The 26872-nt window shown below is 69.1% G+C and carries 28 protein-coding genes; 18 read left to right on the forward strand and 10 right to left on the reverse strand.

All coding sequences use genetic code 11. From position 1 onward, the window contains the following. Positions 1 to 5: 5 nt before the first annotated feature. Positions 6 to 236, reverse strand: coding sequence for a hypothetical protein (locus ACLHG5_RS11675; protein ID WP_411318939.1), 231 nt, complete (start codon positions 234 to 236; stop codon positions 6 to 8). Between the two features lie 97 nt (positions 237 to 333). Between ACLHG5_RS11675 and ACLHG5_RS11680 the strand changes: the two genes are divergently transcribed. The 3 genes from ACLHG5_RS11680 (at position 334) to ACLHG5_RS11690 (ending at position 1906) form a co-directional block, all read left to right on the forward strand. After that, complete coding sequence (locus ACLHG5_RS11680) at positions 334 to 750, forward strand: YidH family protein (protein ID WP_411318940.1); 417 nt, start codon at positions 334 to 336, stop codon at positions 748 to 750. 21 nt (positions 751 to 771) lie between these two features. Beyond that, positions 772 to 1128, forward strand: a complete 357-nt coding sequence (locus tag ACLHG5_RS11685) for a DUF202 domain-containing protein (RefSeq protein ID WP_411316568.1) — start codon at positions 772 to 774, stop codon at positions 1126 to 1128. 214 nt (positions 1129 to 1342) lie between these two features. Continuing rightward, positions 1343 to 1906: an NADPH-dependent FMN reductase gene (locus tag ACLHG5_RS11690; protein ID WP_411316567.1), complete on the forward strand. Its 564-nt coding sequence runs from the start codon at positions 1343 to 1345 to the stop codon at positions 1904 to 1906. A gap of 25 nt (positions 1907 to 1931) precedes the next feature. Here the strand turns inward: ACLHG5_RS11690 and ACLHG5_RS11695 are convergent, their stop codons facing one another. Then, entirely contained in the window at positions 1932 to 2768 is an 837-nt protein-coding gene (locus ACLHG5_RS11695) for a fumarylacetoacetate hydrolase family protein (RefSeq protein ID WP_411318941.1), read from the reverse strand. Between the two features lie 94 nt (positions 2769 to 2862). On the opposite strand from ACLHG5_RS11695, the gene ACLHG5_RS11700 reads away from it, so the two are divergent. Together ACLHG5_RS11700 and pdxH are read left to right on the forward strand one after the other, a co-directional pair. Beyond that, positions 2863 to 6348 (forward strand): bifunctional proline dehydrogenase/L-glutamate gamma-semialdehyde dehydrogenase, encoded by a 3486-nt coding sequence (locus tag ACLHG5_RS11700; RefSeq protein ID WP_411318942.1) that lies wholly within the window; start codon positions 2863 to 2865, stop codon positions 6346 to 6348. A 64-nt stretch (positions 6349 to 6412) separates the two neighbouring features. Then, positions 6413 to 7051 (forward strand): pyridoxamine 5'-phosphate oxidase, encoded by a 639-nt coding sequence (gene pdxH, locus ACLHG5_RS11705; protein ID WP_411316564.1) that lies wholly within the window; start codon positions 6413 to 6415, stop codon positions 7049 to 7051. Between the two features lie 45 nt (positions 7052 to 7096). Here the strand turns inward: pdxH and ACLHG5_RS11710 are convergent, their stop codons facing one another. Together ACLHG5_RS11710 and ACLHG5_RS11715 are read right to left on the reverse strand one after the other, a co-directional pair. Continuing rightward, the gene (locus ACLHG5_RS11710; protein ID WP_411316563.1) at positions 7097 to 8119 is read right to left on the reverse strand and encodes an isopenicillin N synthase family dioxygenase; all 1023 of its coding nucleotides are present in this window, start codon (positions 8117 to 8119) and stop codon (positions 7097 to 7099) included. 283 nt (positions 8120 to 8402) lie between these two features. Continuing rightward, positions 8403 to 8729, reverse strand: a complete 327-nt coding sequence (locus ACLHG5_RS11715; RefSeq protein WP_411316562.1) for a hypothetical protein — start codon at positions 8727 to 8729, stop codon at positions 8403 to 8405. A 140-nt stretch (positions 8730 to 8869) separates the two neighbouring features. On the opposite strand from ACLHG5_RS11715, the gene ACLHG5_RS11720 reads away from it, so the two are divergent. Both ACLHG5_RS11720 and ACLHG5_RS11725 read left to right on the forward strand, forming a co-directional pair. Further along, positions 8870 to 9247, forward strand: coding sequence for a GntR family transcriptional regulator (locus tag ACLHG5_RS11720; protein WP_411316561.1), 378 nt, complete (start codon positions 8870 to 8872; stop codon positions 9245 to 9247). A 40-nt stretch (positions 9248 to 9287) separates the two neighbouring features. Then, positions 9288 to 10718 (forward strand): DUF2252 domain-containing protein, encoded by a 1431-nt coding sequence (locus ACLHG5_RS11725; RefSeq protein WP_411316560.1) that lies wholly within the window; start codon positions 9288 to 9290, stop codon positions 10716 to 10718. Positions 10719 to 10812: 94 nt separating this feature from the next. On the opposite strand, the gene ACLHG5_RS11730 is transcribed toward ACLHG5_RS11725, so the two are convergent. Then, on the reverse strand, positions 10813 to 11010 hold the full coding sequence (locus tag ACLHG5_RS11730; protein WP_411316559.1) for a hypothetical protein: 198 nt from the start codon (positions 11008 to 11010) through the stop codon (positions 10813 to 10815). Between the two features lie 60 nt (positions 11011 to 11070). Continuing rightward, positions 11071 to 11871: an SDR family NAD(P)-dependent oxidoreductase gene (locus ACLHG5_RS11735; RefSeq protein WP_411318943.1), complete on the reverse strand. Its 801-nt coding sequence runs from the start codon at positions 11869 to 11871 to the stop codon at positions 11071 to 11073. A gap of 46 nt (positions 11872 to 11917) precedes the next feature. Between ACLHG5_RS11735 and ACLHG5_RS11740 the strand changes: the two genes are divergently transcribed. The 6 genes from ACLHG5_RS11740 (at position 11918) to ACLHG5_RS11765 (ending at position 18403) form a co-directional block, all read left to right on the forward strand. Beyond that, a complete protein-coding gene (locus ACLHG5_RS11740; protein ID WP_411316557.1) occupies positions 11918 to 12793 on the forward strand; it encodes an SMP-30/gluconolactonase/LRE family protein in 876 nt (291 codons plus the stop codon). Between the two features lie 122 nt (positions 12794 to 12915). Further along, positions 12916 to 13371, forward strand: coding sequence for an SRPBCC family protein (locus tag ACLHG5_RS11745; RefSeq protein ID WP_411316556.1), 456 nt, complete (start codon positions 12916 to 12918; stop codon positions 13369 to 13371). 112 nt (positions 13372 to 13483) lie between these two features. Then, positions 13484 to 15337, forward strand: coding sequence for a glycoside hydrolase family 15 protein (locus ACLHG5_RS11750; RefSeq protein ID WP_411318944.1), 1854 nt, complete (start codon positions 13484 to 13486; stop codon positions 15335 to 15337). 93 nt (positions 15338 to 15430) lie between these two features. Then, positions 15431 to 16543 (forward strand): LolA family protein, encoded by a 1113-nt coding sequence (locus tag ACLHG5_RS11755; RefSeq protein WP_411318945.1) that lies wholly within the window; start codon positions 15431 to 15433, stop codon positions 16541 to 16543. A gap of 65 nt (positions 16544 to 16608) precedes the next feature. Next, complete coding sequence (locus ACLHG5_RS11760) at positions 16609 to 17505, forward strand: ATP-binding cassette domain-containing protein (RefSeq protein ID WP_411319001.1); 897 nt, start codon at positions 16609 to 16611, stop codon at positions 17503 to 17505. Continuing rightward, positions 17492 to 18403: an ABC transporter permease gene (locus ACLHG5_RS11765; protein WP_411318946.1), complete on the forward strand. Its 912-nt coding sequence runs from the start codon at positions 17492 to 17494 to the stop codon at positions 18401 to 18403. The genes ACLHG5_RS11760 and ACLHG5_RS11765 overlap by 14 nt, the downstream gene beginning before the upstream one ends. Positions 18404 to 18448: 45 nt before the next feature. Here ACLHG5_RS11765 and ACLHG5_RS11770 read toward each other — a convergent pair whose 3' ends face one another. Beyond that, positions 18449 to 18886 (reverse strand): Lrp/AsnC family transcriptional regulator, encoded by a 438-nt coding sequence (locus tag ACLHG5_RS11770; RefSeq protein WP_411319002.1) that lies wholly within the window; start codon positions 18884 to 18886, stop codon positions 18449 to 18451. Between the two features lie 227 nt (positions 18887 to 19113). On the opposite strand from ACLHG5_RS11770, the gene ddaH reads away from it, so the two are divergent. From ddaH to ACLHG5_RS11785, 3 genes are all read left to right on the forward strand, one after another. Beyond that, a complete protein-coding gene (gene ddaH / locus ACLHG5_RS11775) occupies positions 19114 to 19959 on the forward strand; it encodes a dimethylargininase (protein WP_411319003.1) in 846 nt (281 codons plus the stop codon). Continuing rightward, positions 19956 to 21173 carry an ornithine--oxo-acid transaminase gene (rocD, locus tag ACLHG5_RS11780; RefSeq protein ID WP_411318947.1) on the forward strand — a complete coding sequence of 406 codons (1218 nt, stop codon included), beginning with the start codon at positions 19956 to 19958 and terminating at the stop codon, positions 21171 to 21173. The genes ddaH and rocD overlap by 4 nt, the downstream gene beginning before the upstream one ends. A 106-nt stretch (positions 21174 to 21279) precedes the next feature. Beyond that, positions 21280 to 22473, forward strand: coding sequence for a kynureninase (locus tag ACLHG5_RS11785; RefSeq protein WP_411318948.1), 1194 nt, complete (start codon positions 21280 to 21282; stop codon positions 22471 to 22473). 12 nt (positions 22474 to 22485) lie between these two features. Here ACLHG5_RS11785 and ACLHG5_RS11790 read toward each other — a convergent pair whose 3' ends face one another. Genes ACLHG5_RS11790 through ACLHG5_RS11800 form a run of 3 tightly spaced genes read right to left on the reverse strand, consistent with a single transcriptional unit; the run spans position 22486 to position 24842 of the window. Then, positions 22486 to 22917, reverse strand: a complete 432-nt coding sequence (locus ACLHG5_RS11790) for a nitroreductase family deazaflavin-dependent oxidoreductase (RefSeq protein ID WP_411316549.1) — start codon at positions 22915 to 22917, stop codon at positions 22486 to 22488. A gap of 60 nt (positions 22918 to 22977) precedes the next feature. Continuing rightward, positions 22978 to 23841, reverse strand: coding sequence for an ABC transporter permease (locus ACLHG5_RS11795; RefSeq protein WP_411318949.1), 864 nt, complete (start codon positions 23839 to 23841; stop codon positions 22978 to 22980). Next, positions 23838 to 24842 (reverse strand): ATP-binding cassette domain-containing protein, encoded by a 1005-nt coding sequence (locus ACLHG5_RS11800; RefSeq protein WP_411318950.1) that lies wholly within the window; start codon positions 24840 to 24842, stop codon positions 23838 to 23840. Before ACLHG5_RS11800 ends, ACLHG5_RS11795 begins: the two co-directional genes overlap by 4 nt. 126 nt (positions 24843 to 24968) lie before the next feature. Between ACLHG5_RS11800 and ACLHG5_RS11805 the strand changes: the two genes are divergently transcribed. Together ACLHG5_RS11805 and ACLHG5_RS11810 are read left to right on the forward strand one after the other, a co-directional pair. After that, positions 24969 to 25943 (forward strand): ring-cleaving dioxygenase, encoded by a 975-nt coding sequence (locus ACLHG5_RS11805; RefSeq protein WP_411318951.1) that lies wholly within the window; start codon positions 24969 to 24971, stop codon positions 25941 to 25943. Continuing rightward, the gene (locus tag ACLHG5_RS11810; protein ID WP_411316545.1) at positions 25940 to 26569 is read left to right on the forward strand and encodes an alpha/beta hydrolase; all 630 of its coding nucleotides are present in this window, start codon (positions 25940 to 25942) and stop codon (positions 26567 to 26569) included. Before ACLHG5_RS11805 ends, ACLHG5_RS11810 begins: the two co-directional genes overlap by 4 nt. Positions 26570 to 26872: the final 303 nt, after the last annotated feature.

Here is a 26872-nt window from a genome sequence, read left to right on the forward strand (position 1 = left end):
GGTGACTAGTCCTGTGCGCGCTCGGCGGAGGCGGGGTCGGTCGAAGCGGGGTCGGCCGGTGCCTCCGGTGCGTCGGTCGAAGCGGGCTCGTCTGCCGAGCCGAGGGGCTCGGGGAGGTCGCCGGCGTAGTCGGCGTTCTGCAGTTGCTCTTCGGCGACCCTCTTGGCTTCGGCGGCCTCGTCGGGGTCCCACGCCGCTGCGCCACCCTGGTTCGCGAACTGGTCGAATTGACCCATCTTCTTCTCCTCGTGGTGGCCGTGCTCGTCACCGGCGAGCCTACCGAGCGCGCTCGGGGGAGGCAAAGACGGCGGGGACGCCCCTAGGCTCGAGCTGATGGATGACTCCTCCTCCCCCCACGACTCCGGTGCGCGTCCACCCGACCGCCGCCGCCCGGCGAGCGTCTACGGGGTCGGGAGCGAACCCGACGCGCGCTTCTCGCTCGCCAACGAGCGCACCGCCCTCGCGTGGGTGCGCACGGGTCTCGCCCTCGTCGCGGGAGGTGTCGCGCTCTCGACTCTCGCCGCGTTCGCCGACCTCTCGGTGTTCATCGACATCGTCGCGATGCTCGCGTGCCTCTCGGGCGGCGCTCTCGCCGTGTCTGCGCTCTTCTCCTGGCGCCGGACCGAGCGCGCGCTGCGGCTCGACCTGCCGCTGCCCCCGCCGATCGCCCTCCCGTGGCTCATCGGCGGTGTTCTGATCGTGGCCGTCGCGCTCGCGGCATACGCGCTCATCGACGCCCTCGCGCGGTGACGCCGTGCGGCGGGTGACCGGATGACGCGCGACCCCGGGCTCCAACCGGAGCGCACGGCCCTCGCGTGGCAGCGCACGGGGCTCGCCGCCGCGGCGGTCAGCGTCGTGCTCGCACTCGCCGCTCTGCGGGCGGATGCCGCGCCCGTGGCGCTGCTCGCGCTCGCGGTCACGTGCACGATCCTCGTCGTCGCCGTGCGCCGGTTTCCGACGGGCGCCGCACGGTCGAGGCCCGACGTCGATGAGCGAGCCCGCGGCGGCGCCCCCCGCAATTCGGCGTGGACCGCGCTCGTGACGATCGTCACGCTCGTGTGCGCGCTCGCGATCGTGGGTGTCGCCCTCGCCGCGACTCTCGCCGCGAGCATCCTGCTGACTCCCTGACTCCCTGACTCCCTGACTCCCTGACTCGCTGGGGAGATCGCTCCGACGCCTCGAGACACGACCGCTTCCCATGCATACGCATATATAGTCGATCGCGTTCGGCTCGATATTCTCGGCGCCGACACAGGTCCCCACCGACAGAGTGGAACAGCGGCCGATCGTCACTCGCTGACGCGCGCCGCCCACGTCGAACCATCACACAAGGAGAATCTCCATGGCCCTTCGCATCGCGATCATCGTCGGAACCACCCGCCCCGGACGCAACGGCGCCGCCGTCGCCGACTGGGTGCTCGAGAACGCCGCCACGCGCGGCACCGCGGAGTACGAACTCGTCGACCTCGAGACGTTCGCGCTCCCGATGCTCGACGAGCCCGTTCCCGCTTCGATGGGCCAGTACGCGAACGCGCACACCCAGGCGTGGGCGGCCAAGATCGCGGAGTTCGACGGCTACGTCTTCGTGACGCCCGAGTACAACCACGCGACATCCGGCGCACTCAAGAACGCCCTCGATTTCATCTACGGCGAGTGGAACAACAAGGCCGTCGGTTTCGTCGGCTACGGCAGTGTCGGCGGCGTGCGCGCGGTCGAGAACCTGCGTCTCATCGCCGCAGAACTGCAGCTCGCCTCGGTGCGCTCGCAAGTGGCCCTGACCCTCGCCGACGACTTCGTCAACTACTCGGAGTTCACCCCGCGCGACTTCCAGGCGAGCACCCTCACCCCGATGCTCGACCAGCTCGAGGCCTGGTCGGGCGCGCTCGCCCCGCTGCGCGCGAGCTGAGCCTGGCGCGTCCGGAAGCGCCGCGTCAGGCGGCGCTTCCGGCGCGCACGCACGTGTTCCGCGTCGACCCGATGCGCTCGATCGAGCACTCGACGACCATCCCCGGCGCGAGGAACTCCTGCGGGTCGCGGCCGGCACCGACGCCCGCCGGCGTTCCCGTGAGGATGACGTCGCCGGGGGCGAGGCTCATGCACTGCGAGACGTACTCGACGATCTCGACGACACCGAAGAGCATGTCCGATGTCGACGACGACTGTTTCACCACGCCGTCCACTCGCGTTTCGATTCGCAGGTCCGGCTCGGTGCCGATCTCGTCGACAGTCACGAGCACGGGTCCGAGTGGAGTCGTGGCGTCGAAGGTCTTGCCCTGCAGAAACTGCGAGGTGCGCCGCTGCCAGTCGCGCACCGATACGTCGTTCGACACCGTGTAGCCGGCGATAGCGGCGCGCGCAGTCGCTGCATCCGCGTTCGACACGGCCGTGCCGATCACGATCGTGAGTTCGGCCTCCCAATCGGCCTGCTCCGAAACGGTGGGCAAGCGGATGTCGTCGCGCGCTCCGACGAGAGCCGTCGTGTACTTCGCGAACAGGGTCGGGTGGTCGGGCACCGTGTTTCCGAGCTCCGCGATGTGCCCGCGATAGTTCTGCCCGACACACACGATCTTGCCCGGGGTGACGATGAGCGGCGCGAGGTCGGCGCCGGCGAAATCGGGGCCGCGCTCACCCGTCGATGCGAGCGCTCCGAGGTCGACCCCCGACCGGAGGAGGTCTCCGACATCGGCGTGGTCGAGCAGCACGGTCGAGTCGCCGTCGACGATCGCCGCTCGGGTGGAGCCGTCGATGCGCAGGGTCGTGAGTCTCATGGGGCCAGTCTGACTGGCGAACGGTGGCCCGCAAACCCGGGACGGCGGGGTGGGCGACAGCGAACCCGTGGCCGGGAGGTTTAGGGTCGAGATCATGCCGAATGAGCTCGCTGGAGCGACAGTACGACCCCCCGATATCTCGTCTCAGACGATCGCGACCGTGCGCCGCTGGCTCGACGAGAGCGCGGATGTCGCGACCGACGCGTCGGCCGAACGGCTTGCGGGTGTGCTCAAGGATCCCCGCGGGCTCGACTTCACTCTCGGCTTCGTCGACCGCGTCGTGCGGCCCGAAGATCTGCGGGTGGCGGGAAAGAATCTCGAGGAGCTCTCGCGCGCGATCCCGAGGTTCCTGCCGTGGTACATGCGCTTCGCGATCCAGCTCGGCGGCGGATTCGCGCCCCTCATCCCGTGGCCGATCGTTCCGATCGCGCGTGCCGTGCTTCGTCGCATGGTGGGGCACCTCATCATCGACGCGACACCGACCAAGCTCGGGCCGGCGATCGAGAAGCTGCGCACCGACGACGTGCGGCTCAACCTCAACCTCCTCGGCGAAGCCGTGCTCGGCGACGACGAGGCCGATCGCCGACTCGCGGGCACGCGCGAGCTCCTCGAACGAGACGACGTCGACTACGTGTCGATCAAGGTGTCGTCTGTCGCGAGCCAACTGTCGATGTGGGCGTTCGACGAGACCGTGACTCGCGTGGTCGAGCGGCTCACGCCGCTCTACGAGTTCGCGGCGTCGTCTCCGACCCCGAAGTTCATCAACCTCGACATGGAGGAGTTCCGCGACCTCGACCTCACGATCGCGGTCTTCGAACGCATCCTCGACAACCCGCGGCTCGTCGGTCTCGAGGCGGGCATCGTCTTGCAGGCCTACCTGCCCGACGCCCTCTCGGCACTCCAGGGGCTCACCGAGTGGGCGACCGCGCGGCGCGCTCGCGGCGGGGCGGGAATCAAGGTCAGGGTCGTGAAGGGCGCGAATCTCGCGATGGAGCACGTCGACTCCGAGATGCACCACTGGCCGCTCGCGACCTACTCGTCGAAGGTCGAGACCGACACCAACTACAAGCGCGTGCTCGACTGGGCTTTCACGCGCGAGCGCACCGATGCCGTGCGCATCGGGGTCGCGGGCCACAACCTCTTCGATGTCGCGTTCGCGTGGCTGCTCGCGAAACACCGCGGAGTCGAATCACGCATCGACTTCGAGATGCTTCTCGGCATGGCCACGGGTCAAGCGGATGCCGTGCGCCGCGATGTCGGCGGGCTCCTGCTCTACACGCCCGTCGTGCGCCCGACGGAGTTCGACTCCGCGATCTCGTATCTCGTGCGGAGGCTCGAAGAGAACGCGAGCACCGAGAACTTCATGTCGGGAGTCTTCGAACTGCGCACGTCGCCCGAGATCTTCGATCGGGAGGCCGAGAGGTTCCTCGAATCCCTGACGCGCCTCGAGCCGAGCGTGCCCGCATCCCACCGCGTGCAGAACCGGGCCCACCCCGCGGCCCCGGCTCCGGAGTCGTTCGCGAACACGGCGGACACCGACCCGGCCGTCGCCGCCAACCGGGCCTGGGCCGCGCGCATCCTCTCGAGGGTGCCGGGCTCCCGCCTCGGAGCGGATGTCGTCGAGTCCGCGCGCATCGACGACTCGACGAGTCTCGAGACCATCATCCGAAGCACTGCGGCGGCAGGGTCCGCGTGGGGGGAGCGTCGCGGCGAGACGCGCGCGAGGGTTCTCCGCGCCGCAGCCGACGGGCTCGAAGACGCTCGCGCCGACCTCATCGAGGTCATGGCGGCCGAGACCGGCAAGACCATCGCCGAGGGCGACGTCGAAGTGAGCGAAGCGATCGACTTCGCGCGCTACTACGCCGATCGCGCCGAAGACCTCGACAGGCTCGAGTCGGCGACGTTCGTGCCGTCGAAGCTCATCGTCGTGACGCCGCCCTGGAACTTCCCCGTCGCGATCCCCGCCGGGAGCGTTCTCGCGGCCCTCGCCTCGGGCTCGGGCGTCATCATCAAGCCGGCGCCGCAAGCCCGCCGCAGCGCTGCGGTCATGGTCTCCGCCCTGTGGGCGAGCGGGGTTCCGCGCGACATCCTCTCGTTCGTCGACATCGAGGAGGGCGACCTCGGGCGCGAACTCGTGGCTCACCCGCACGTCGACCGCGTGATCCTCACGGGCGGTTGGGAGACCGCCGCCCTCTTCCGCAGTTGGCGCCCCGACCTCCCCGTGCTCGCCGAGACGAGTGGCAAGAACGCGATCGTCGTGACTCCGAGCGCCGACCTCGACCTCGCTGTCGCCGATGTCGTGCGCAGCGCCTTCGGTCACGCGGGGCAGAAGTGCTCGGCCGCGTCTCTCGTGATCCTCGTCGGATCGGTCGCGCGATCGGAGCGGTTCCGCCGCCAGCTCGTCGACTCGGTGCGCACCCTGAGGGTCGGGTGGCCGCACGACGCGACGACCGTCATGGGTCCCGTCATCGAGGAGCCGTCGGGCAAACTCCTGGGCGCCCTGACCCGACTCGGAGAGGGGGAGACCTGGCTCGTCGAGCCGCGCAAGCTCGACACGTCTGGTCGCCTGTGGTCGCCGGGGGTGCGCGACGGCGTCGCACCGGGGAGCGAGTTCCACCGCACCGAGTACTTCGGTCCCGTGCTCGGCATCATGAGCGCCGCGAGCCTCGATGAGGCGATCGAGTTGCAGAACGCCTCCGACTACGGCCTCACCGCGGGCATCCACTCTCTCGACAGCGACGAGGTCGCGCAGTGGGCCGACGCCGTCGAAGCGGGAAATCTCTATGTCAACCGGGGGATCACCGGGGCGATCGTGCGCCGTCAGCCCTTCGGAGGCTGGAAGAGGTCGACCGTCGGCACGAGCGCGAAGGCGGGTGGCCCCAACTACCTGTTCACCCTCGGAGGCGTGGCGCCCGTGACCGCAGAGCCGTCGAGCTCCGTCGTGCTCTCGGGAGTGAGCGGTCGCGTCGCCCGCGTGATCGAGGCGGCGCAACCGGCGATGGACTTCGTCGAGTTCGATCGCGTGCGTGCGGCCGCGCGCAGCGACGAGAAGGCGTGGGCGACCGAGTTCGACGTCGAGCGGGACGTCTCGGCGATCCCGTCGGAGCGAAACGTGTTCCGCTACCGCCGTGCGCGCGTGACGGTGCGCCTCGCCGACGGCTCTGCTCCCGCCGACCTCGTGCGCATCCTCGCGGCGGCGACCCGCGCGCGCGCGACGGTCACGGTGAGTTCGGCGACACCCGTGGCCGCGGGGCTCGTGTCGCTCTTCCGTGCCGACGACACCCCGCTCGAGATCGACGACCTCGTCGTCGAGACCGACGCCGCCTTCGCCGCGCGCTTGCACGCGGGGGAGCTGCCCGAGCGCATCCGCCTCATCGGCGGATCGGCCTCCGACCTCGCCGCGGCCGTCGGCGGTTCGCCCGACGTCGCGATCTACGCCGGCCCCGTGACGACCGAGGGGCGCATCGAACTGCTGCCGTTCCTGCGGGAGCAATCGGTGAGCATCACCGCGCACCGGTTCGGCAACCCCTTCGCGGGAGCCCACGAGGTCTTGCCCGGCGACTTCGCCACGAGCGACTGACGCCCCGGTCGCAGACCACCGAGCACCGAAGACCGACCAGAACACGACGCCTGACGGGGACCCCATGGACTCGCTCGACCGCCACACCGACTACGGGTCGGAGCCTCTCGACGAGGCCGATGTCGGCACCGACCCGATGGCCACATTCCGGCGCTGGCTCGAGGATGCCGAGGCCCACGGCCTCTACGAGCCCAACGCGATGATCGTGAGCACGGTCGATGCCGGGGGAACGGTGAGCAGTCGCACGGTGCTGCTCAAGGGGCTCGACGCCACCGGCTTCGAGTTCGTGACCAACTACTCCTCGCGCAAGGGCCGCGCGCTGCTCGCGAACCCCGCGGTCTCGATCGTCTTCCCGTGGTTCTCGATGCAGCGACAAGTGGTCGTCGTCGGGCACGCGACACCCGCATCGGCGGACGTCAGTGACGCCTACTTCGCCGCTCGACCCCGAGGATCCCAGATCGCGGCGCTCGCGAGCGAGCAGTCGCAACCGATCACGAGCCGAGACGAACTCGAAGCACGAGTGCGCGAACTCGAGACCCGATTCGCCGGCGAGCGGCCCGTGCCGAGGCCCGAGGGGTGGGGCGCGTTCCGCGTGACGCCGAGCGAGATCGAGTTCTGGCACGGCCGCACGTCACGCCTGCACGATCGACTCCGGTTCACCGCGGAGGCCGGCGGGTGGCACCTCGAGAGGCTGCAGCCCTAGAGGTCGCCGACCGCGATCACGACGCGGTCGACGACATCCGCTCGTTCAGGGGGCGAGCAACTCCGGGTGGTGGATGGCGGCGACATCGGGGTGCGCGCGCAAGCGGCTCTTGAGGGCGTTCTCCCCGTAGGTCGAGAAGATCGGGTTCTGCGGGTCGACCGAGATTCCCGGAGCCTCGAGCCCGTCGGGGAGCGGGAGCACGGGGATGGTTCCGTCGAGGGCGGGGCTGTAGAAGAACGGGATCGAGATGCGGTCGTCTCCGATGCTCGGCGAGATCACGCGGTGCACGGTCGCCTTGAGGTAGCCGTTGGTCGCGACCTCGAGGAGCTCGCCGATGTTGACGACGAACGCGCCGTCGAGGGGCGGCGCGTCGATCCACTCCCCGTCCTTCTCGACCTGCAGACCGGCCTTGCCCTCCTCGACGTAGAGCAGGGTGAGCACGCCCGAGTCCTTGTGTGCGCCCACTCCCTGCTTCGGCTCGGGGTCGGACTTGCCCGGGTAGCGCACGATCTTGATGAGCGTCGACGAGTCGGTCGCGAAGGCGTCGTCGAAGACGTGCTCGTCGGCGCCGAGGGAGACGGCCCACGCGCGCATGAGTTTGAGGGCCACGGCGCTGAGCTCGTCGTGCCACCGGGTGATGTTCTGCTCGAGTTCGGGCAGGGCGGTCGGCCACTGGTTGGGCCCCTGGAGCACGAAGTAGTCGGGGGTTCCCGGCGCCTTCGGCACCGCGGCACGCTCGGGGCCGATGTCGATCTGCTCGCGCCAGTCGACCTTGCCCTGGGTCAGCTCGCCACCCACCCGCGTGTAGCCGCGGAAGTGCGGGCTCTGGAGGTTCTCGATCGCGAGCTTGTCGGCTTCGGGAAGGGCGAAGAACGAGCGCGCGGTGCTCATGACGCTCTCGACGAGATCGTCGGGCACCCCGTGACCCGTGAGATAGAAGAACCCGTAGTCGTGGGTCGCCTGTCGTAGTTCGGCGCGGAAGGCGTCGGCTTCGGCCTCGCCGTCGTCGAGTCGGCTGAGGTCGAGAACCGGGAGGGTGAGAACGGAGGTGTCGGAGGCTGTCGTCATGGCTCCATTCTCAGCGACCGGTGTCGGGCATCCGCGAATATTACGCACCCACGGGCCGCATCATTCGGGCACCCCCCGAACTGGTGCCATGTGGGGCATTGTGCGGACACGGCTTGTCCCCCAAGCTTGATCCGGCGGAACTTCCCCCGGTTCCGCCCCCTCCACCGGATGCCCGATCCGCTGGATACAAGATTCGGTCGCGGGCACGAACCCGAAAGTCGTGCTCGCGGCCGCTTCTTTTCGAGTGGGTAGTGACTCCGAGCCAGGCCGGGTCAGGCCGCGATCAGACCGTCGCGGGCTCGGCGGCTGCGGGCTCGGGCAGCAGATGGAGCCCGGCCGGGGAGTCCGCAGACTTGACGAGCAGTTCGACCCAGCGGCGGTTCAGTTCCGGCTGCGCGGCGTCATCGAAGAGAAACTGCAGGGGAATCGAGTGGCTGATCCAGATCGTGGTGCGGCCGTACTCGCTCGAGTCGTCTCCGTGCCACGAGAACGCGAAGTTCTCCCGGCGTCGCAGCTTCGCGATCACCACGGCCTTCACGTGAGAGAGGGTGTTGTCGTCGATCGTGATCTCGGACCCCTGGGGACCGTAGATGAGCTTGCCCATGTTCATGCCTCTCCTCACAACCGCGGACGACAGGCCGTGACGTTACTTGGAATTATTCTAGATCAGCCGCTCACAGGGAATGATCGTTTTGCGACGAGCGGGCCGTCGCGTGTGCGCTCAGCGGCCACCCCGGGTTAACTCGACGCATGACCGTGCCCATCTCGATCGACCCGAAGTCGTCAGTGCCGCCGTTCGAACAGGTGCGCCTGTGCGTCGTCGACGCCGTGCGCGACGGGCGGATGCTCGCGGGGTCGAAACTCCCCACGGTGCGGCAGCTCGCGGCCGAGCTCGGTGTCGCGGTCAACACGGTCGCCAAGAGCTACCGTGCGCTCGAGAGCGACGGCGTCATCGTGACGCGGGGGCGGAGCGGCTCGTTCGTGGCCGCGCCCGGCGAGGGGAGCGCTCGTCTCGCGCACGAGGCATCCCTCGAATTCGCCCGCCGCATGCTGCACCTCGACGTCGAGGTCGACGACGCCGTCGCGCTCGTGCGCACGGCGTTCGACGCGGTGCGCCCCGGCGCGTGACTCGCGCGGCGACCCGCGGTCGACCTGACACAGTAGACACATGGCGACGCTTCCCGACGACTCGATAGCCCCGACGGGACACGTCGTGCATCGCGCGGTGAGCGGTGACGCCTACGCCTCGCTGCGACACCGGCCGACCCCGCGCACCGAGAGGGTCGCGCTCGGCAAGGCGATGCGCAAAGACGTGCCGCGGTCGACGCTCGGCGACTGGACGGCGCCGCACGATCGCGTCGACCCCATCGAGTCGATCATCCGCTCGCACGAGGGCAGGCTCGATCGACTCGTTCCGCTGCGAGTGGGGCGGATGCTCGCATCCCCATACGGTTTTCTGCGCGGAAGCGCCGTCGTGATGGCCGAAGACCTCGCGGCGCTCCCCGCGACCGGCATCACGCCCGTCATCTGCGGCGACGCCCACGTGGGCAACTTCGGGTTCTACGCGTCGCCCGAGCGAGACCTCGTGATCGACCTCAACGACTTCGACGAAGCGCACCCGGGATCGTGGGAGTGGGATCTCCGGCGCCTCGCCGCGAGCATCTGGGTCGCCGGTCGGCAGAACGGCTTCAGCGAGGACCAGTGCGAAGCGGCCGTGCTGTCGTGCGTGGGGAGCTACCGCCATCAGATCGCCGACCTCTCGACGAAGCCGTTGCTCTCGCGATCGTTCGAGCGAGTGGATGTCGACGCCCTGCAATCCGTCATCACCGACGCCTCGCTTCACCGCGGTGTCGATAAGGCGGCGACGCGCGCGCGCAAGCGCACGAGCGACCGCGCCCTGCCGCGATTCGCGACCGAGGAGGGCGGCCGTCGCCGGATCGTCGAGGAGCCCCCGCTCATCACCCACCTCGACGACGACGACGCCGACGTGCTCGCGGCGGGACTCGACGAATACCTCGAGACGCTCACCCCGCACTGGCGGCGCGTCGTCGGGGGATACACGCTCGTCGATTTCGCCCACAAGGTCGTCGGCGTCGGAAGCGTCGGGCTGCGGGCCTACGTCGCGCTGTGCGAGGGCAGCAGTCCCGACGACGTGATCTTCCTGCAGCTCAAGCAAGCGCGCCGCTCGGTCGTCGCGCCCCACGTGCACGGCGATTCGGCATGGCACGCCCACCAGGGTCAGCGCGTCGTCGAATACCAGCAGGCGCTGCAGACGGTGAGTGACCCCCTGCTCGGGTGGACGACGGTCGCCGGACGCCAGTATTACGTGCGCCAGTTCCGCAACATGAAGGGCACCGTGCCGATCGACAGCATCGGGGCCGCGGGCATGACCGACTACGTCGCGGTGTGCGGGCGGCTGCTCGCCAAGGGTCACGCGCGCACGAGCGGAGCGTCGATGATCGCCGGATACCTCGGCGGGAGCGCCAAGGCGGATGTCGCTTTCGCCCGATTCGCGAAGCTCTACGCCGACCAGACCGAGCGGGACCACTCCGCTCTCGTCGACGCGGTGCGCCTCGGCCGATTGCCGTCCGAAGCCTGACGATCGACCGCGTGTCGACCGAATGCCTCACGCTCGGGGCGAAACGACAGACGGCCCCCGCTCGGGAGCGGGGGCCGTCGAACTGATCGGGTGTCTACGCGGGTCCGCCCGAGACGGTGTCTTCGCCCGACTCCGCCTCGCCGTGGCCGGAGCCGTCGACGACATCCTCGTTCTTGCCGGTGTCTGTCGAGCTGTCGTCGTGCTTCGACGGGTCGAGGGCGTCTGAGCCGGTCGAGCCGCCGGTGCTGTCGGTCGCGGTGGTGTCGGTGGGGTCGCTCGCGTTGTCAGTCATAGCGCCCACCGTACGCGTGACCGCGCCCTCGGGAAACGGCCTTGACAGCGTGCCCGAACGCTAGATCGTGGCGACCGAGCCCGAGTCGACGCGGTAGTTCGACCCGTTCACGAAGCTCGCGCGATCGGAGCACAGGAACGCGATGACGCTCGCGACCTCTTCGGCCTCGCCGCGGCGCCCGAGCTCCATGTAGGGGCGCTCGTCGCTCAAGAACGACTCGATCGCCTCGTCGACCGAGGTGCCGAGCTCCTTCGAGCGCTTCTCCATCATCGCGTCGGTCATGGGTGTGCGGATGAAGGCGGGCGAGACCGCGTTCACGAGCAGACCCTCCGACGCGTAGCTGCGGGAGAGCCCCTTCATGAGGGCGAGCACTCCCGCTTTCGCCGAGCAGTAGGGGATCTCGTCGTCGTAGGGCTGCACGGCGTCCTCTGACGCGAGCAGCACGATGCGCCCCCATCCGCCCGTGCGCAGGGCGGGCAGGAAAGCGCTGATGAGACGGACCGGACCCATGAGGTCGACCTCGATGGTCTTCGTCCAGCCTTCGTCGTCGATCTCGTGGAAGAGCCCCTGGGCGCCCGTGATGCCCGCAGACTGCACGAGGATGTCGATCTCTCCCACGGCGCCCTCGACGCTCGACCGCAGTGACGCGATCGAGTCGACGCTCGTGACATCGGCCGCGAAGGCGAAGAGCTTCCCCTCCGCGGAGTCGAGCTTCGCGGCGGCGTCGTCGAGGCTCGACTGGTCGAGGTCGGTCACGACGACGGTCGCGCCCTCCTCGAGGAGCAAGCGGGCCGTGTGCCAGCCGATGCCCGAGTCTGCGCCGCTCACGAGGGCGGTGCGTCCACTGATTCCGAGATCCATCTCGTGCTCCTTAGTTGGGGGGATGTGCTCACCGTAGGCTTCCCCGATGACAAACCCCGTGAGCGTTCCCCGACTGTTCCGTGACAGCGCCGCCATCCTCGGCGAGAGCATCGTGTGGGATGCCGCCGCGAACGCCGTGCTGTGGTGCGACATCACGGCGGGCACGCTCCATCGCAGCCCGATCGACGGCCCCGTCGACGGCAGCGCCGACGAGGTCGTGAGGGTGCCCCCACCGCTCGCGTCGTTCCACCCCGCCGCGGGCGGGGGCTTGGTCGCGTCACTCGGCGACCGAGTGGTGCTGCTCGACGACGCGGGGGTCGTCGTGCGAGAGGTTGCGCGCATCGAGCACGCCCACGGCGGGATGCGGCTCAACGAGGGCAAGGCCGACCCCTCCGGTCGCTGGATCACCGGGTCGATGGACTTCGCCGGAACCCCCGACGGCGCGTTCTACTCGGTCGGGGTCGGGGGTGACGTGCGGGTGCTGCGCGGCGGCTTCGGCACCGCGAACGGCATCGACTTCAGCGACGACGGTTCACGCATCTTCTTCACCGACACCGCGGTGAGCACGATCTACGTGGGCGACTACTCGGTCGCGGGGGAGATCGGCGATGTCGAGCCCTTCCATCAGGGGGAGCCGCACGACGGGTTGACCCTCGATGTCGAGGGATATGTCTGGAGCGGCCTCTACGGGGAGGGGCGAGTCGTGCGCTACACCCCCGACGGCGTCGAGGATCTCGTCGTCGCACTCCCGGTGCCGAACATCACGTCCGTCGCCTTCGGGGGCGCCGACCTCTCGACCCTCTTCGTGGCGAGCGCCCGGGAGAACCTCACCGAAGAGCAGTTGCGCGAGCATCCGCTCTCGGGCGGGGTCTTCGCGATCGATACCGGAACACACGGCAGACACCCACATTCGTTTGGTTGAGTGGTTGCTGAGCAGATCTCGTGAGCGGGCACTGCGCTCGCTGAATGAAGCGCGTGCACGGTTCGCCCTCTGACTCCCCGACTCCCTCCCCGACCGACAACAAGAGAAGAAAAGAGAACACCATGGCTCAAGTCATCGAGACCGTCGACGTCAACGTTCCCGTGAGCGTCGCTTACAACCAGTGGACCCAGTTCGAGACCTTCCCGCACTTCCTCAGCTACGTCGACTCGATCACCCAGATCGACGACACCCACACGCACTGGAAGATCAAGATCGCGGGCGCCGAGCGCGAGTTCGACGCGACGATCACCGAGCAGCACCCCGACGAGCGCGTCGCGTGGAACAGTGTCGGCGGCGAAGAGAACCACGCCGGCGTGGTCACGTTCCACCGCCTCAGCGACACGACCTCGCGCGTGACCGTGCAGCTCGATTGGGAGGCCGAGGGTTTCCTCGAGAAGGTCGGCGCCGTCTTCGGTGTCGACGACCACGTCATCAAGTCCGACCTCAAGAACTTCAAGAAGTTCATCGAGGATGCCCCCGCCCCCACCGGCGAGTGGCGCGGCGACGTCTCCCACTAGACACACCAGACAGGCCCCGTCCGTTCCGGTGGATCCCGGCGCGGGCGGGGCCTTCTACTTTCGCCCTCCCCCATCCGCCGTTGCAACCGGCCCCGCCGGTCGAGGAGCACGAGTGATATCAGAGACAACCCCCGCCGCCGCGTCATCCGATCGCGCGGGGTCGGCCGACCGGGTCGACGGCTACGCCGACCTGCGGTCATACGCGGCCATCGGTGACGGGCGCACGGTCGCGCTCATCGCGACCGACGGGGCGGTCGACTGGTTTCCCACCCCCAACCTCACCGACCCTCCCGTGTTCGCGGCGATCCTCGATGCGCCGCACGGCGGACGCATCGAGTTGCGCCCCGTCGACGATTTCCGCGTCGAGAGGCGCTACCTGCCCGGAACCAACGTGCTCGAGACGACGTTCGCGACCGACTCCGGAACCGTGCGCGTGACCGACGCTCTCGTCACGGGAGTGGCGGGGCGGTTGCCGTGGTCCGAACTCGCGCGACGGATCGAGGGCGTCGACGGCGAGGTCGCGATGCGCTGGACCGTGGCCCCCGGCACCGCCTTCAAGGCGGCTTCCCCCTGGGTGCAGACCACGGTGCACGGTCCGATCATCCGCGTCGACGGCGTCATGCTCGGCGTGCGCGGTCTCGACCATGGCCCGTTCGAGCCCGAGCCGCAGAGCGTGAGCGGAGCCTTCACGACCTCCCCGCAATCGCGCCACCTCGTCGTTCTCGCCGCGACGAAAGACGAGCCGCTCCGCATGCTCACGCCCGAGATCGTCGACGAGGGCATCGACCGCACCGTCGACAACTGGACGTTCTGGTCGAGAGAGTTCTCCTACGAGGGGGCATGGCCCGACGCCGTGCACCGCAGCGCCCTCGCGCTCAAGCTCCTCATCCACAGCCCCACGGGGTCGATCGCGGCAGCGGGCACGACATCGCTCCCGGAGTCCCACACCGCGGAGAAGAACTGGGACTACCGGTACGCGTGGGTTCGCGACCTCGCCTACACGGCGCACGCGCTCATCCGCTTCGGTCTGCGGGAGGAGACCCACGCCGCGGTGTCGTGGATGCTCACGACCATCCGCCGGCACGGCCCCGAACTCTACGTCTTCTACTCCCTCGACGGCGGGGTTCCCGAGGGGTCGTCGTATCCGGAGGTTCCGGGATGGCGCGACCACGGTCCCGTCACCGTCGGGAACGACGCTCAGGGGCAGCTCCAGCTCGGAATCTACGGCGACCTCTTCGACCTCATGAGGTTGTACGTCGACGACGGCAACGTGCTCGACGCCGAGACCGGCCGGTTGCTCGCCTCCGTCGCCGACCGCACGTGCGACACGTGGCAGCAGAGCGACGCGGGCATCTGGGAGCTCCCCGAGGAGCGGCACTACACGTCGTCGAAGATGGGATGCTGGCAAGCCCTCGACGCGGCGGTGCACCTGTGCGAGCTCGGCCAGATTCCCGGAGGCTCGGAGCGCTGGGTCGCCGAGCGCGACCGCATCGCCGCGTGGATCCACGAGCACGGATGGTCGGAATCACGCCAGGCCTACACGATGTATCCGGGTAGTGACGAGCTCGACGCCTCCGTGCTCCTGCACGCGCCGAGCGGTTTCGACCGCGGGGAGCGCATGTCGAAGACGATCGACACGATCGCGAGAGAACTCGGGCGCGGGTCGCTCGTCTACCGCTACTCGGGGATGCAGCACGAGGAGGGGACCTTCGTCGCGTGCGCGTTCTGGCTCGCCTCCGCGCTCGCGTGCGTCGGTCGCCTCGACGAGGCTGTCGCCCGCATGGACGACCTCATCGGTCTCGCGAACGACGTGGGTCTCTACTCCGAGATGATCGACGCCGAGACCGGCGAGTTCCTCGGCAACCTGCCCCAGGGGCTCAGCCACATCGCGCTCATCAACGCCGTGATCACGATCGAGGAGATCCGCGAGGAGCGCGAGCGCGAACGCGGCGACGGCGAACGCTGACAGTCCGCTTCGGGCCCGCGGAATTCGCAGTTTGCGGGCGTATCGTGACGACACCATCCCCCGCTCGGCAGGGTCGCTCAGGAGTGCGCAGTCATGACAAGAAAATGGACCAAATGGGTGCCGGCAGCCGCCGTGCCCGCAATCATCGCGGCCGGCGTGATCGTCGCCCCTCTCGGTGCGACGGCAGCGGGCGATCTGCCGGAGAAGTCTCCTCGGGAACTCCTCGACTTCGCGGCGGCGGCCGACGTCGACGCGTTCGCGGGAACCGTCGAGCAGACCTCGGAGCTCGGCTTGCCCGACCTCTCCGCTCTCGGATCGACCGACTCTCCCGACGCGACGGGGTCCGATAGCGACCTCGCCTCGATGCTCGACCTCGCGACGGGAAGCCACACGGCTCGCGTGTGGGTCGACGGCGCCGAGCGCGCGCGACTCCAGGTGCTCGATCCTCTCGCCGAGCGCAACCTCATCCGCTCCGGTGACGACGTGTGGTTCTACAGCTCGACCGATCAGACCGCCACACACGTGACCCTCCCCGACGTGCCCGAGGGGGTCGCGGCAGACGCCCGGGCCGAGAAGGAGCGGTACATCGAGAGCCTCGATCGCTCTCCCGCCGAACTCGCCGACGAGCTCTACGCGGCAGTGGACGAGTCGACCGAGATCTCGGTCGGTAGCGAGTCCGAGGTCGCTGGGCGCGCGGCGTACGAGCTGCGACTCGACCCCGACGACGCCGACACTCTCGTCGACTCCGTGTCGGTCTCGATCGACGCCGAGACGGGCCTCGCGCTCGCCGTCGAGGTTCGGGCGGTCGGTGCCGCCGATCCCGTGTTCCGCTCGGCATTCACCGAGATCACCCTCGAGACCCCCGACGCCTCCGTCTTCGAGTTCACTCCACCGGAGGGTGCGACCGTGACCGAGAAGGCTCTGCCGACCGGGCCATCCGGCGACCGGGCGGTGCCCGAGACGGGTGGCGACGAGAGTGGCGCCCCCACCGTGATCGGTTCGGGATGGTCGACCGTCGTCGAATTGGGCGACGTCGAGGTTCCCGCCGAACTCGCGGAATCCCCGCTCTTCGACACCGCGACGACCGCGGTCGACGGCGGCCGGGCGTTCTCGACCGCCCTCGTGTCTGTGTTGCTGACCGACGACGGGCGGGTGCTCGCGGGCGCCGTGCCCGTGAGCGTGCTCCAGGCGGCGGCCGCAGGGTGACCCCGAGTCGCGCCGACTCCCTCGCGATCGAGACGGATGCGCTCACCAAACGTTTCGGCACGCAAATGGCCGTGAGCGGCATCGACCTCGCCGTGCCCCGGGGGACGGTGTTCGGTTTTCTCGGACCCAACGGCTCGGGCAAGACCACGAGCATCCGCATGATGCTCGGGCTCGTGGCGCCGACATCCGGTGCGGTCACGGTGCTCGGCGAAAGCATGCCCGAGCGACTCGCGACGGTGCTGCCGCGCGTCGGGGCGCTCGTCGAGGGGCCGGCGTTCTACCCGTTCCTGTCGGGAGCCGCGAACCTCCACCGCCTGGACACGGCCGACGGCCGCGCATCGTCGCGAACACGCCGGAGCCGGGTCGCCGACGCCCTCGACCGGGTCGGGCTGAGTCACGCCGCGTCGAAGAGGGTGCACGCGTACTCCCTCGGCATGAAGCAGCGCCTCGGGCTCGCGAACGCCCTGCTCTCCCCGCGCGACCTCCTCGTGCTCGACGAGCCGACCAACGGGCTCGACCCCCAGGGGACCCGGGAAGTGCGGTCACTCATCCGGTCGTTCGCGGCCGACGGCACCACGGTCTTCGTGTCGAGCCACCTCCTCGCCGAGATCGACCAGATGTGCACCCACGCGGCCGTCATGAGCGCGGGCAGCCTCGTGGCGCAAGGGAGCATCGACGAGGTGCGGGGCGCCGGCGACACCCTCGTGCGCGTGCAGACCCCTGACATCGGCGATGCTCGCCGGGTTCTCGAGTCGTTCGGTCTCGTCGTGCCCGAGGTCGGAGGTGCAGACTCGTCGCCGACCGTCGTCGGGAGCTCGACGATCGACCTCGACGACCCCGACCGCATCGTCGACGCCCTCGTCGCCGCGGGCGTGCGAGTGCGGGGATTCACGGTGGCGCGACCGAGTCTCGAGGAGCGGTTCGTCGCGCTCACGGGGGAGGGTTTCGATGTCGTCCAGTGACGATCGCCGCGGTCCGCCCGGTGACGATCCGCGCGGTGACCGGCGCGGTGCGCGGGTGGAGACCGGCGTGGTGCAGGCGCGGCGCCCGAGGCTCGCCCCGCTCGTGTGGTCGGAGATCACCGTGCTCTTCCGCCGTCGCCGCACCCTGGCGATGCTCGCGGCCGTCGCACTCATCCCGATCCTCATCGCCGTCGCGATCCGACTGTCGTCGAGCGGGGGTGGTGGCGGGCCGGCGTTCCTCGGTCAGATCACCGACAACGGTCTCTTCGTCGTCGTCACGGCCATGGTCGTCGCAACGCCGCTCTTCCTCCCCCTCACGATCGGTGTGGTCGCGGGCGACACGATCGCGGGGGAGGCGGGGCACGGAACCCTGCGCTACCTCCTCATCGCCCCCGCCGGACGGGCGAAGCTCCTTCTCGTCAAGTTCCTCGGCGCCGCGACCTTCTGTGCCGTCGCGGCCCTCACGGTCATCGTCGTCGGCATCGCCATCGGCGCGCTGCTCTTTCCGATCGGTCCGATCACCCTGCTCTCGGGAGGCACCATCCCCGTGAGCGAAACCGTCGGGCGCTTTCTCGCCATCGGGGCCTACGTCGCCATCTCGTTGCTCGGTCTCTCGGCTGTCGGACTGTTCATCTCGACCCTCACCGACGTCCCCGTCGGAGCGATGGCGGCGACCGTCACGGTGTCGGTCGCCGCGCAGATCCTCGGCCAACTGCCGCAGCTGTCGTGGCTGCACCCGTGGCTCTTCACCGAGCACTGGCTCGGGTTCGCCGACATCCTGCGCGACCCGATCTCGTGGCAGTCGTTCGGAGACAACGCGCTGCTGCAAGCCGGGTACGTCGCCGTGTTCGGGGCGCTCGCCTACGGCCGCTTTCTCACGAAAGACATCCTGAGCTGACGCGCGGGCCCGACATCGGCGCGCGCTCGATCGCCCGTGTCGACGTCAGTCGTGCTGGCGATGGATGAGTCGCGAGAGCACGATCGCGCTGCGCGTGTGGTCGACGTTGGGGGCGATGCGCACGCGCTCGAGAGCGAGCTCGAGAGACGGAATGTCGCGCGAGCGCATGTGCACGATCGCGTCGGCCGAACCCGTGACGGTGCCCGCATCCACCACTTCGGGAACATCGGAGAGGATGCGCCGCAGCTCGTCGGGCGCGACGGTGCCGCGGCAGAACAGCTCGACGTAGGCCTCGGTCGCGAGCCCGTCGACGGCGGGATCGACCTGGATCGTGAAACCGCGGATGACCCGGTCGGCGACGAGGCGGTCGACGCGCCGTTTGACCGCCGAGGCCGACAACCCCACGATCTCGCCGATGTCGCCGTAGCCCGCGCGCCCGTTCTCGCGGAGCACGTCGATGATGCCGTGGTCGAGAGCGTCCATGCGGTCGAACATACGGTGAAATCGTGTGTGGGAGCTACCTCAGGCGCAGAATCGGTGCGCGAAACTGCCGAAACGACCGCGGGCGTGCGTGCGAGACTGAGCACGGGAGAACGAGCGCCGCATTCGGCCGCTACTCCGCCGGCACCCTCGGTGCCCGCCACGACCTCGAAGGAGCATCCGTGTCGACCACGAGCGCCCAGAATCCGAGCAGCACCACCCCCGACTCGATGAGCACGACGAGCATCGTCGACGCCGTCGAACCCGCCGCGACACGCGTCGCCACGAAGCGCACCGTGCTCATGTGCCGCCCCGAACACTTCACCGTGAGCTACCGCATCAACCCGTGGATGCACCCCGAGGAGCCCACCGACACGAGCCTCGCCGTGCGCCAGTGGGAGGTGCTCTACCAGACCTACCTCGACCTCGGTTTCGACGTGCACCTCATCGACCCCGTCGAGGGTCTGCCCGACATGGTCTACGCGGCCAACGGCGGGTTCGTCATCGACAACATCGCCTACGGGGCGTCGTTCACCTACCCGCAGCGCCAGCCCGAAGGCCCCGCCTACATGGACTGGTTCCGCGCCAACGACTTCGACGTGCGCGTTCCCGCGAACATCAACGAGGGTGAAGGCGACTTCCTCCTCGTGGGTGGCGTCATCCTCGCCGGCACGGGTTTCCGCAGCGCCTCGAACAGCCACGAGGAGATCGCCGCGATCTACGGCCGCGAGGTCGTGACACTCGAACTCGTCAACCCGAGCTTCTACCACCTCGACACCGCCATCTCGGTTCTCGACGACACCAACATCGCCTACCTGCCGAGCGCGTTCAGCGCCGAGGGTCGCGCGCGACTCAACGAGCTCTTCCCCGACGCGATCATCGCGACCGAAGACGACGCCGCAGTTCTCGGCCTCAACTCCTACAGCGACGGCTACAACATCGTCATCGCGTCGCGCGCGAAAGACTTCGAGCGCCAACTGCGCGAGCGCGGATACAACCCCATCGGCGTCGACCTCTCCGAGCTCCTGCTCGGCGGCGGCGGTGTCAAGTGCTGCACCCTCGAGCTGCGCCGATGAGCACCGCGGCGGCGTTCATCCGGGGTGAAGACGACCACCTCGCACGCACCTACACGCCGCTCGCGGTCGTCGTCGAGCGCGGCGAGGGCGCGTGGGTCACGGATGTCGACGGCCGCAGGTACCTCGACTGCCTCGCCGCGTACTCGGCCGTCAACTTCGGTCACGGGCATCCGACGCTCCTCGAGGCGGCCCGCGCGCAACTCGAGCGCGTGACGCTCACGAGTCGCGCGTTCCACAACGACCAGCTCGGGCCGTTCGTCACGGCGCTCGCCGAGCTCGCAGGCAAAGACCTCGTGATCCCCATGAACACGGGGGCCGAGGCCGTGGAGACGGGCATCAAGGTCGCGCGTGCCTGGGGGTATCGCGTGAAGGGCGTCGTGCCGGGGCGGGCGAACATCGTCGTCGCCGACGGCAACTTCCACGGGCGCACGACGACCATCATCGGGTTCTCCAACGACCCCGTCGCGACGACCGATTTCGGCCCATTCACCCCGGGTTTCGTGTCGGTGCCCTACGGCGATCCGGCGGCGCTCGAGGCGGCGATCGACGAGAACACCGTCGCGGTGCTCATCGAACCCATCCAGGGTGAGGCCGGCATCATCATCCCTCCCGCCGACTACCTGCCCGCCGTGCGGGAGATCACGTCGCGGCACCGCGTGCTCTTCATCGCCGACGAGATCCAGTCGGGGCTCGGGCGCACCGGGGCGACCTTCCAGTGCGACAACGTCGGGGTGGTTCCAGACCTCTACCTCCTCGGCAAAGCGCTCGGCGGCGGCATCGTTCCGGTGTCGGCGGTCGTCGGCGATCGCGACATCATCGGGGTGCTCAACCCCGGCGAGCACGGCTCGACGTTCGGCGGAAACCCGCTCGCGGCCGCCGTCGGTTCGGCCGTCGTCGCGCTCCTCGCGACGGGGGAGCCGCAGCGGCGAGCCGCGATGCTCGGCGCGCGACTCGACGAGCGGCTGCGGGCCCTCGTCGGGCGTGGGGTGCTCGCGGTGCGCACCGCCGGACTGTGGGCGGGCATCGACATCGACCCCGCGCTCGCGACCGGGCGGCACGTGTGCGAACGGTTGCTCGAGAGGGGCGTGCTCGCGAAGGACACGCACGGGTCCACCATCCGTCTCGCGCCCCCGATCGTCGTGGAGGAGGCCGACCTCGACTGGGCGATCGACCAGCTCGAGGCCGTGCTCGCCGACCTCGCCCCCCGCCCCTAACCCCCCCCGAAAGTACGCAAATTCCGCACAGGTACGCCGGATCCGGCGTACCTGTGCGGAAAGTGCATACAGTCGGCGGTGGTATCTCCTCGCGTAGGGTTCTCGAGTGAACAGCTCCACCGAACTCGACGCCGCTGACCCGCTCGCGGCGCACCGCTCCCTCTTCGTGCGCGACGACGACGTCGTCGCCTACCTCGACGGCAACTCGCTCGGTCGACCGCTGCGCGCGAGTGCCGAGCGCATCAACAGCTTCGTCACCGAGCAGTGGGCCTCGCGGCTCATCCGCGGGTGGGACGAAGGATGGCTCGAACTACCGACGCTCGTCGGTGACGAGCTCGGCGCCGCGGCGCTCGGTGCCGCGGCGGGGCAAGTGGTCGTCGCCGACTCGACGACCGTCATCCTCTACAAGCTCGTGCGTGCCGCCCTCGCCGCGCGCCCCGACCGCACCGAGATCGTGGTGTCTCGAGACGACTTCCCGACCGATCGCTACATCGTCGAGGGCATCGCCGCCGAGCGGGGGCTCACCGTGCGGTGGATCGAACTCGGCGACGAGCTCGGGGTCACGCCCACCGCGCTCGCCGAGGTCGTCAGCGACGCGACGGCCGCGGTCGTGCTGAGTCACGTGGGCTACCGCTCGGGGTATCTCGCCGACATGACCGCGCTCACCGCTGTCGCCCACGATGCCGGCGCACTCGTCGTGTGGGATCTCAGCCACTCCGTGGGGTCGGTGCCCGTCGAGCTCGACGCGTGCGGGGCCGACCTCGCCACCGGCTGCAGCTACAAATACCTCAACGGGGGTCCGGGGTCTCCGGCGTTCGCCTATGTGAGGGCCGACCTGCACGACGAACTGCGTCAGCCGATCCGAGGATGGCTCGGCGCCGCGGCGCCCTTCGACATGGAGTCGAGCTTCACGCCGGCCGACGGCATCCGCTCCTTCACGAGCGGTACCCCGCCCATCATCGGCATGCTCGCGATGCGCGACATGATCGCGCTCATCGCCGAGGTGGGCATGGAGGCGATCCGCGCGAAATCGGTGGCTCTCACGGGGTTCGCGATCGAGCTCGCCGACGAGATTCTTCCCGAGGCGACCCTCGCGACGCCGCGCGATGCCGCACGCCGAGGTTCACACATCACCCTCGACGGTGGCGGGTTCGCCGACATCGTGCCGAAGCTCTGGCGTCAGGGGGTCATCCCCGACTTCCGCGCCCCCGACGGCGTGCGCATCGGACTCTCGCCACTTTCGACGAGCTTCGCCGAGGTCGAGCTGGGGATGCTCGCGATCCGTCACCCCGGCGCCTAGCGCGCCCTCGGATCAGCCGAGCGGTTCGAGCACGACGAGCGGGATCTGCCGCGACGTGCGCTTCTGGTAGCCCGCGTAGTTGCGGTAACGCCCGGTGATGAGCGGCCACATCCGGTCGCGCTCTTCCTGGCTCGCGACGCGGGCGACGCGCTTCTCCACGGGTCGGCCCTCGATGCGCACCTCGACTCGCGGTTCGTCGCGCAGGTTGAGATACCAGGCCGGATGCGTGGGTTCCCCGCCCTTCGACGCGACGATCACGTAGGAGTCGCCCTCGACGAGAGGAGCGGTGAGCATCGCCGAACGCGGTTCGCCGCTCTTGCGGCCGATCGTCGTGAGTTCGATGACGGGCATGCCCATGGCCTTCCACCCGACCCTTCCGCCGGTGACGGCGAGGAGGGTTCGGTGCGCGACGTTCATCGCCTTCATGGTGAGGTCGCTGGGCATGCTGCCACTGTACGTCGGCGTTCCGGGCGCGGCCGGTGAGCGCAGTGTGAGCGTGCCACCTCAGCGCGTGCTGACCTGCCCGAACTTGCGCGTCGCGAGGGGCACGAAGACCACGAGCATCACGACGATGCCGATGAGCACGGTGAGCACGGGGTTCTGCAGGGTCCACGACGACGGTTCGGGGGTCTGCGCGGGAACGTTGCCGAAGAGCTGCCTCGCCGCCTCGACGAGAGCCGACACGGGGTTGTACTCGGCGAAGATGCGCAGCGGGGTCGGCAGGGAGTCGCTCGGCACGAAGGCGTTCGAGATGAAGGTGAGCGGAAACAGCACGAGGAACGACACGTTGTTGATGATCTCGGGGCTGCGCACGCTCATGCCGATGAACGCCATGACCCACGAGAGCGCGTAGGCGAAGAGAAGCAGGAGCACGACGGCCGCGATCGCCTCGAGAACGCTCGATCGCACGCGCCAACCGACGATGAGTCCCGTCGCGATCATGACGATCATCGAGATGCCGTTGATGAGCAGGTCTCCGTTGGTGCGGCCGACGAGAACCGCCGACGGGCTCATCGGGAGCGTGCGAAACCTGTCGATGATGCCGTCTTTGAGGTCTTGCGCCATCGCCGAGCCCGAGTAGGTGGAGCCGAACACGACGGTCTGGGCGAAGATGCCCGCCATGATGAACTCTTTGTAGTCGCTGCCGGGGATGTCGATGCTGCCCGCGTAGACGTAGCTGAACAAGAGCACGAACATGATCGGCTGCAGGGTCGTGAAGACGAGGATGTCGGGAACGCGCTTGATCTTGATGAGGTTGCGCCTCGTCGTGATCCAGCCGTCGTTGAGCCAGGTGGCGAAGGTCGCGCCGGTCTCGCTCGTCGCGCCGGCCGACCGCGCCGACGGGGTCGTCGTTTCGGTTCGAGTCATGATGCCTCCCGCCTCTCGGTCGATGTATCGGCGTCGGTCGCGTCGTCGTCGCTCGCCGAGCGCCCGGTGAGCCTGAGGAAGACGTCGTCGAGAGTGGGGCGCCGCATTCCCGCGTCGTAGAGGCGCACTCCTCGTGCCCCGAGTTCGCCGAGGATCGCCTGCAGTGCGCTCGGACCGTCGTCGACCGTGACGGTCAGGGTGCGATCGTCGTTCGACGTCGCCGGGTCGGATGTGCCGAAGCGCCGCAGCACCTCCCGGGTCGCGTCTCTGTCGTCGCTCGACACGAGGTTGAGCTCGACGCGTTGCCCACCGATGGAGGCCTTCAGCTGGTCGGACGTGCCCTCGGCGATGACGGTGCCCCCGTTGATGACCGAGATGTTGTCGGCGAGCTGATCGGCCTCTTCGAGGTATTGCGTCGTGAGCAGCACGGTCGTGCCCTCGCCGACGAGCGACGTGATGATGTCCCACATGCCGAGCCGACTGCGCGGGTCGAGTCCGGTCGTGGGTTCGTCGAGGAAGAGCACTCGGGGGCGGGTGACGAGGGCGCCCGCGAGGTCGATTCTGCGCCGCATCCCGCCGGAGAAGCCTTTGACGGGTCGGTTCTGGGCCTCGGTGAGGTCGAACAGTTCGATGAGTTCTTTCGCTCGGGCCCGCGACTGCCGCGCGCCGAGGTGGTAGAGCCTGCCGACCATGTCGAGGTTCTCGAAGCCCGTGAGGTTCTCGTCGACGGCCGCGTATTGGCCCGAGACCCCGATGATCGGTCGGATGCGGTGTCCGTCGCGCGCGACATCGATGCCGTCGATCGTCGCCGTGCCCGAGTCGGGCGTGATGAGGGTCGTGAGCACCTTGACCGTCGTGGTCTTTCCGGCACCGTTCGGGCCGAGGAGGGCCTGCACCGTGCCCTGCTTCACGGAAAGGTCGAGGCCGTCGAGGGCGCGCACGATCGGGGCGCCCTTGGGCGTGTAGGTCTTGACGAGCTGCTGAGCTTCGATGAACGCCATGGCCGGACAGTAGCGGAGGCCGGTGACATTCGGAATACCTCCGGGAATACCGTCGCGAGTGCATGCGTTTGCATGGATGTCGCTCGGAGTGCGAGCATGAGACACCACACGAAGAAGGGTCGGAGAATGACCGTCGAGACAGCCGGACTGCACCACGTCACCGCCATCGCGGGAGACCCGCAGCGCAACATCGATTTCTACATCACCGGACTGGGCCTGAGGCTCGTCAAGAAGACCGTCAACTTCGACGACCCCGGCACGTATCACCTCTACTACGGTGACGACGCGGGAACGCCGGGCTCGCTCCTCACCTTCTTCCCGTGGCGCGGCATCGCGAGCGGGCGCGTCGGAACCGGGCAGTCCACGACCACGGCATTCTCCGTGCCCGCGGGCAGCCTCGGGTGGTGGAGCGAGCACTTCGGTGCCCTCGGCGTCGACTCGCGCATCACGTCGACGACATCCGACGAGGAACGCCTCTCGCTGCGCGACCCCGACGGCCTGCAGATCGACCTCGTGGCGTCATCGGTCACCGACCCCCGCAACCCGTGGGACTCGGCATCCGTTCCGGCTCAGTACGCCGTGCGCGGGCAGCACTCCTCGGTGCTCACCGTCGCTGACCCCGCCCAGACCGTCGAGGTGCTCACCGACGACCTCGGCATGCACGTCATGAGCGAGACGCCCGACCGCATCCGCGTCGGAGCCGGCGACGGCGCGCCGGGCAACATCGTCGACGTGGTCGCCTCGCCGAACGGACCGACGGGCCTCGGCGCCGGTGGCACGGTGCACCACATCGCCTTCCGCGTGCCCGACCAGCAGACGCAGGATGCCTGGCGCCGCGAGCTCGTGGAACGCGGCTTCGCCGTGACCGCGATCCTCGACCGGCAGTACTTCACGTCGATCTACTTCCGGGAGCCCGGAGGCGTGCTCTTCGAGATCGCGACCGACACCCCCGGCTTCGACATCGACGAGCCGCTGCTCGAACTCGGGCGCGCCCTCAAGCTCCCGCCGTGGCTCGAGCCCTCGCGCGAAGCCATCGAGCACGCGGTCGCGAAGATCCACGTGCCCGAAGAGAACAACCCGGCCGTTGCGAGCGCGTCGTGAGCGCCGAAGAGACTCTCGCCGCGTGGCCGCACCTCTACCGTGAGGGCTCGACCGATCATCCCGTGCTGCTGACCCTGCACGGAACCGGCAGCGACGAGAACGACATCGCGCAGCTCGCGGGCATGCTCGACCCCCACGCGGCCGTGCTGTCGCCGCGCGGACGCGTGAGCGAAAACGGCATGAACCGCTGGTTCCGTCGGCTCTCCGAAGGTGTCTTCGATGTCGAGGATGTGGTGGAGCGCAGCGGCGAGCTCAGAGGGTTCCTCGCCGCCGCGATCGAGCACTACGGCCTCGAGGGGCGGCGCGTGATCGCGATCGGGCTGTCGAACGGCGCCAACATCGCCCTCGCGGTTGCCCTGCTGCATCCGGACACCCTCGATCGGGTCGTCGCCTTCTCGGGCATGTTTCCGCTCGACGACCGGGAGCTCACGACCGACCTCGGCTCGACCGAGATCGTGCTGCTCAACGGCACGGCCGACCCGATGGCCCCCCTCGCGAGCAACGACCGCCTCGTCGAGGTGTTGCGCGAGCGGGGAGCGGATGTCACGGTCGCGCGTCGCGGCGGAGGGCACGGTATCGCCGCCGCCGACCTCGAGGCCGCGAAGGGGTGGCTCGCCGCGCGCTGAGTTCGCGTGGTGGGTGCGCGTGGTGGCATCGGCGTCGACGCTTGCCCCGCGTCATCCGCGGGCCGTTTCGGCATCCGCCGGCCGGATATGCGCGGCGGGTGCCGATTTGCGCGGCGGATTCGTGCGGACCCGGGTTCGGACCCGGGGTCGAGGAGGGCCGCCGTGGCTCGAGTCGCGGTGGGTCGCGGCGTGTGCCGCGCGGCATCCGCTGGCCCTTTCGGCAGCCGCTGGCCGGATATGCACGGCGGGTGCCGATTTGGGTAGCGGATGCGGGCGCCGCCGCGGCGGAGGTCACGCGCGTTG

This window comes from Marisediminicola sp. LYQ85, from assembly GCF_046600695.1.
Classification (GTDB): Bacteria; Actinomycetota; Actinomycetes; order Actinomycetales; family Microbacteriaceae; genus Marisediminicola.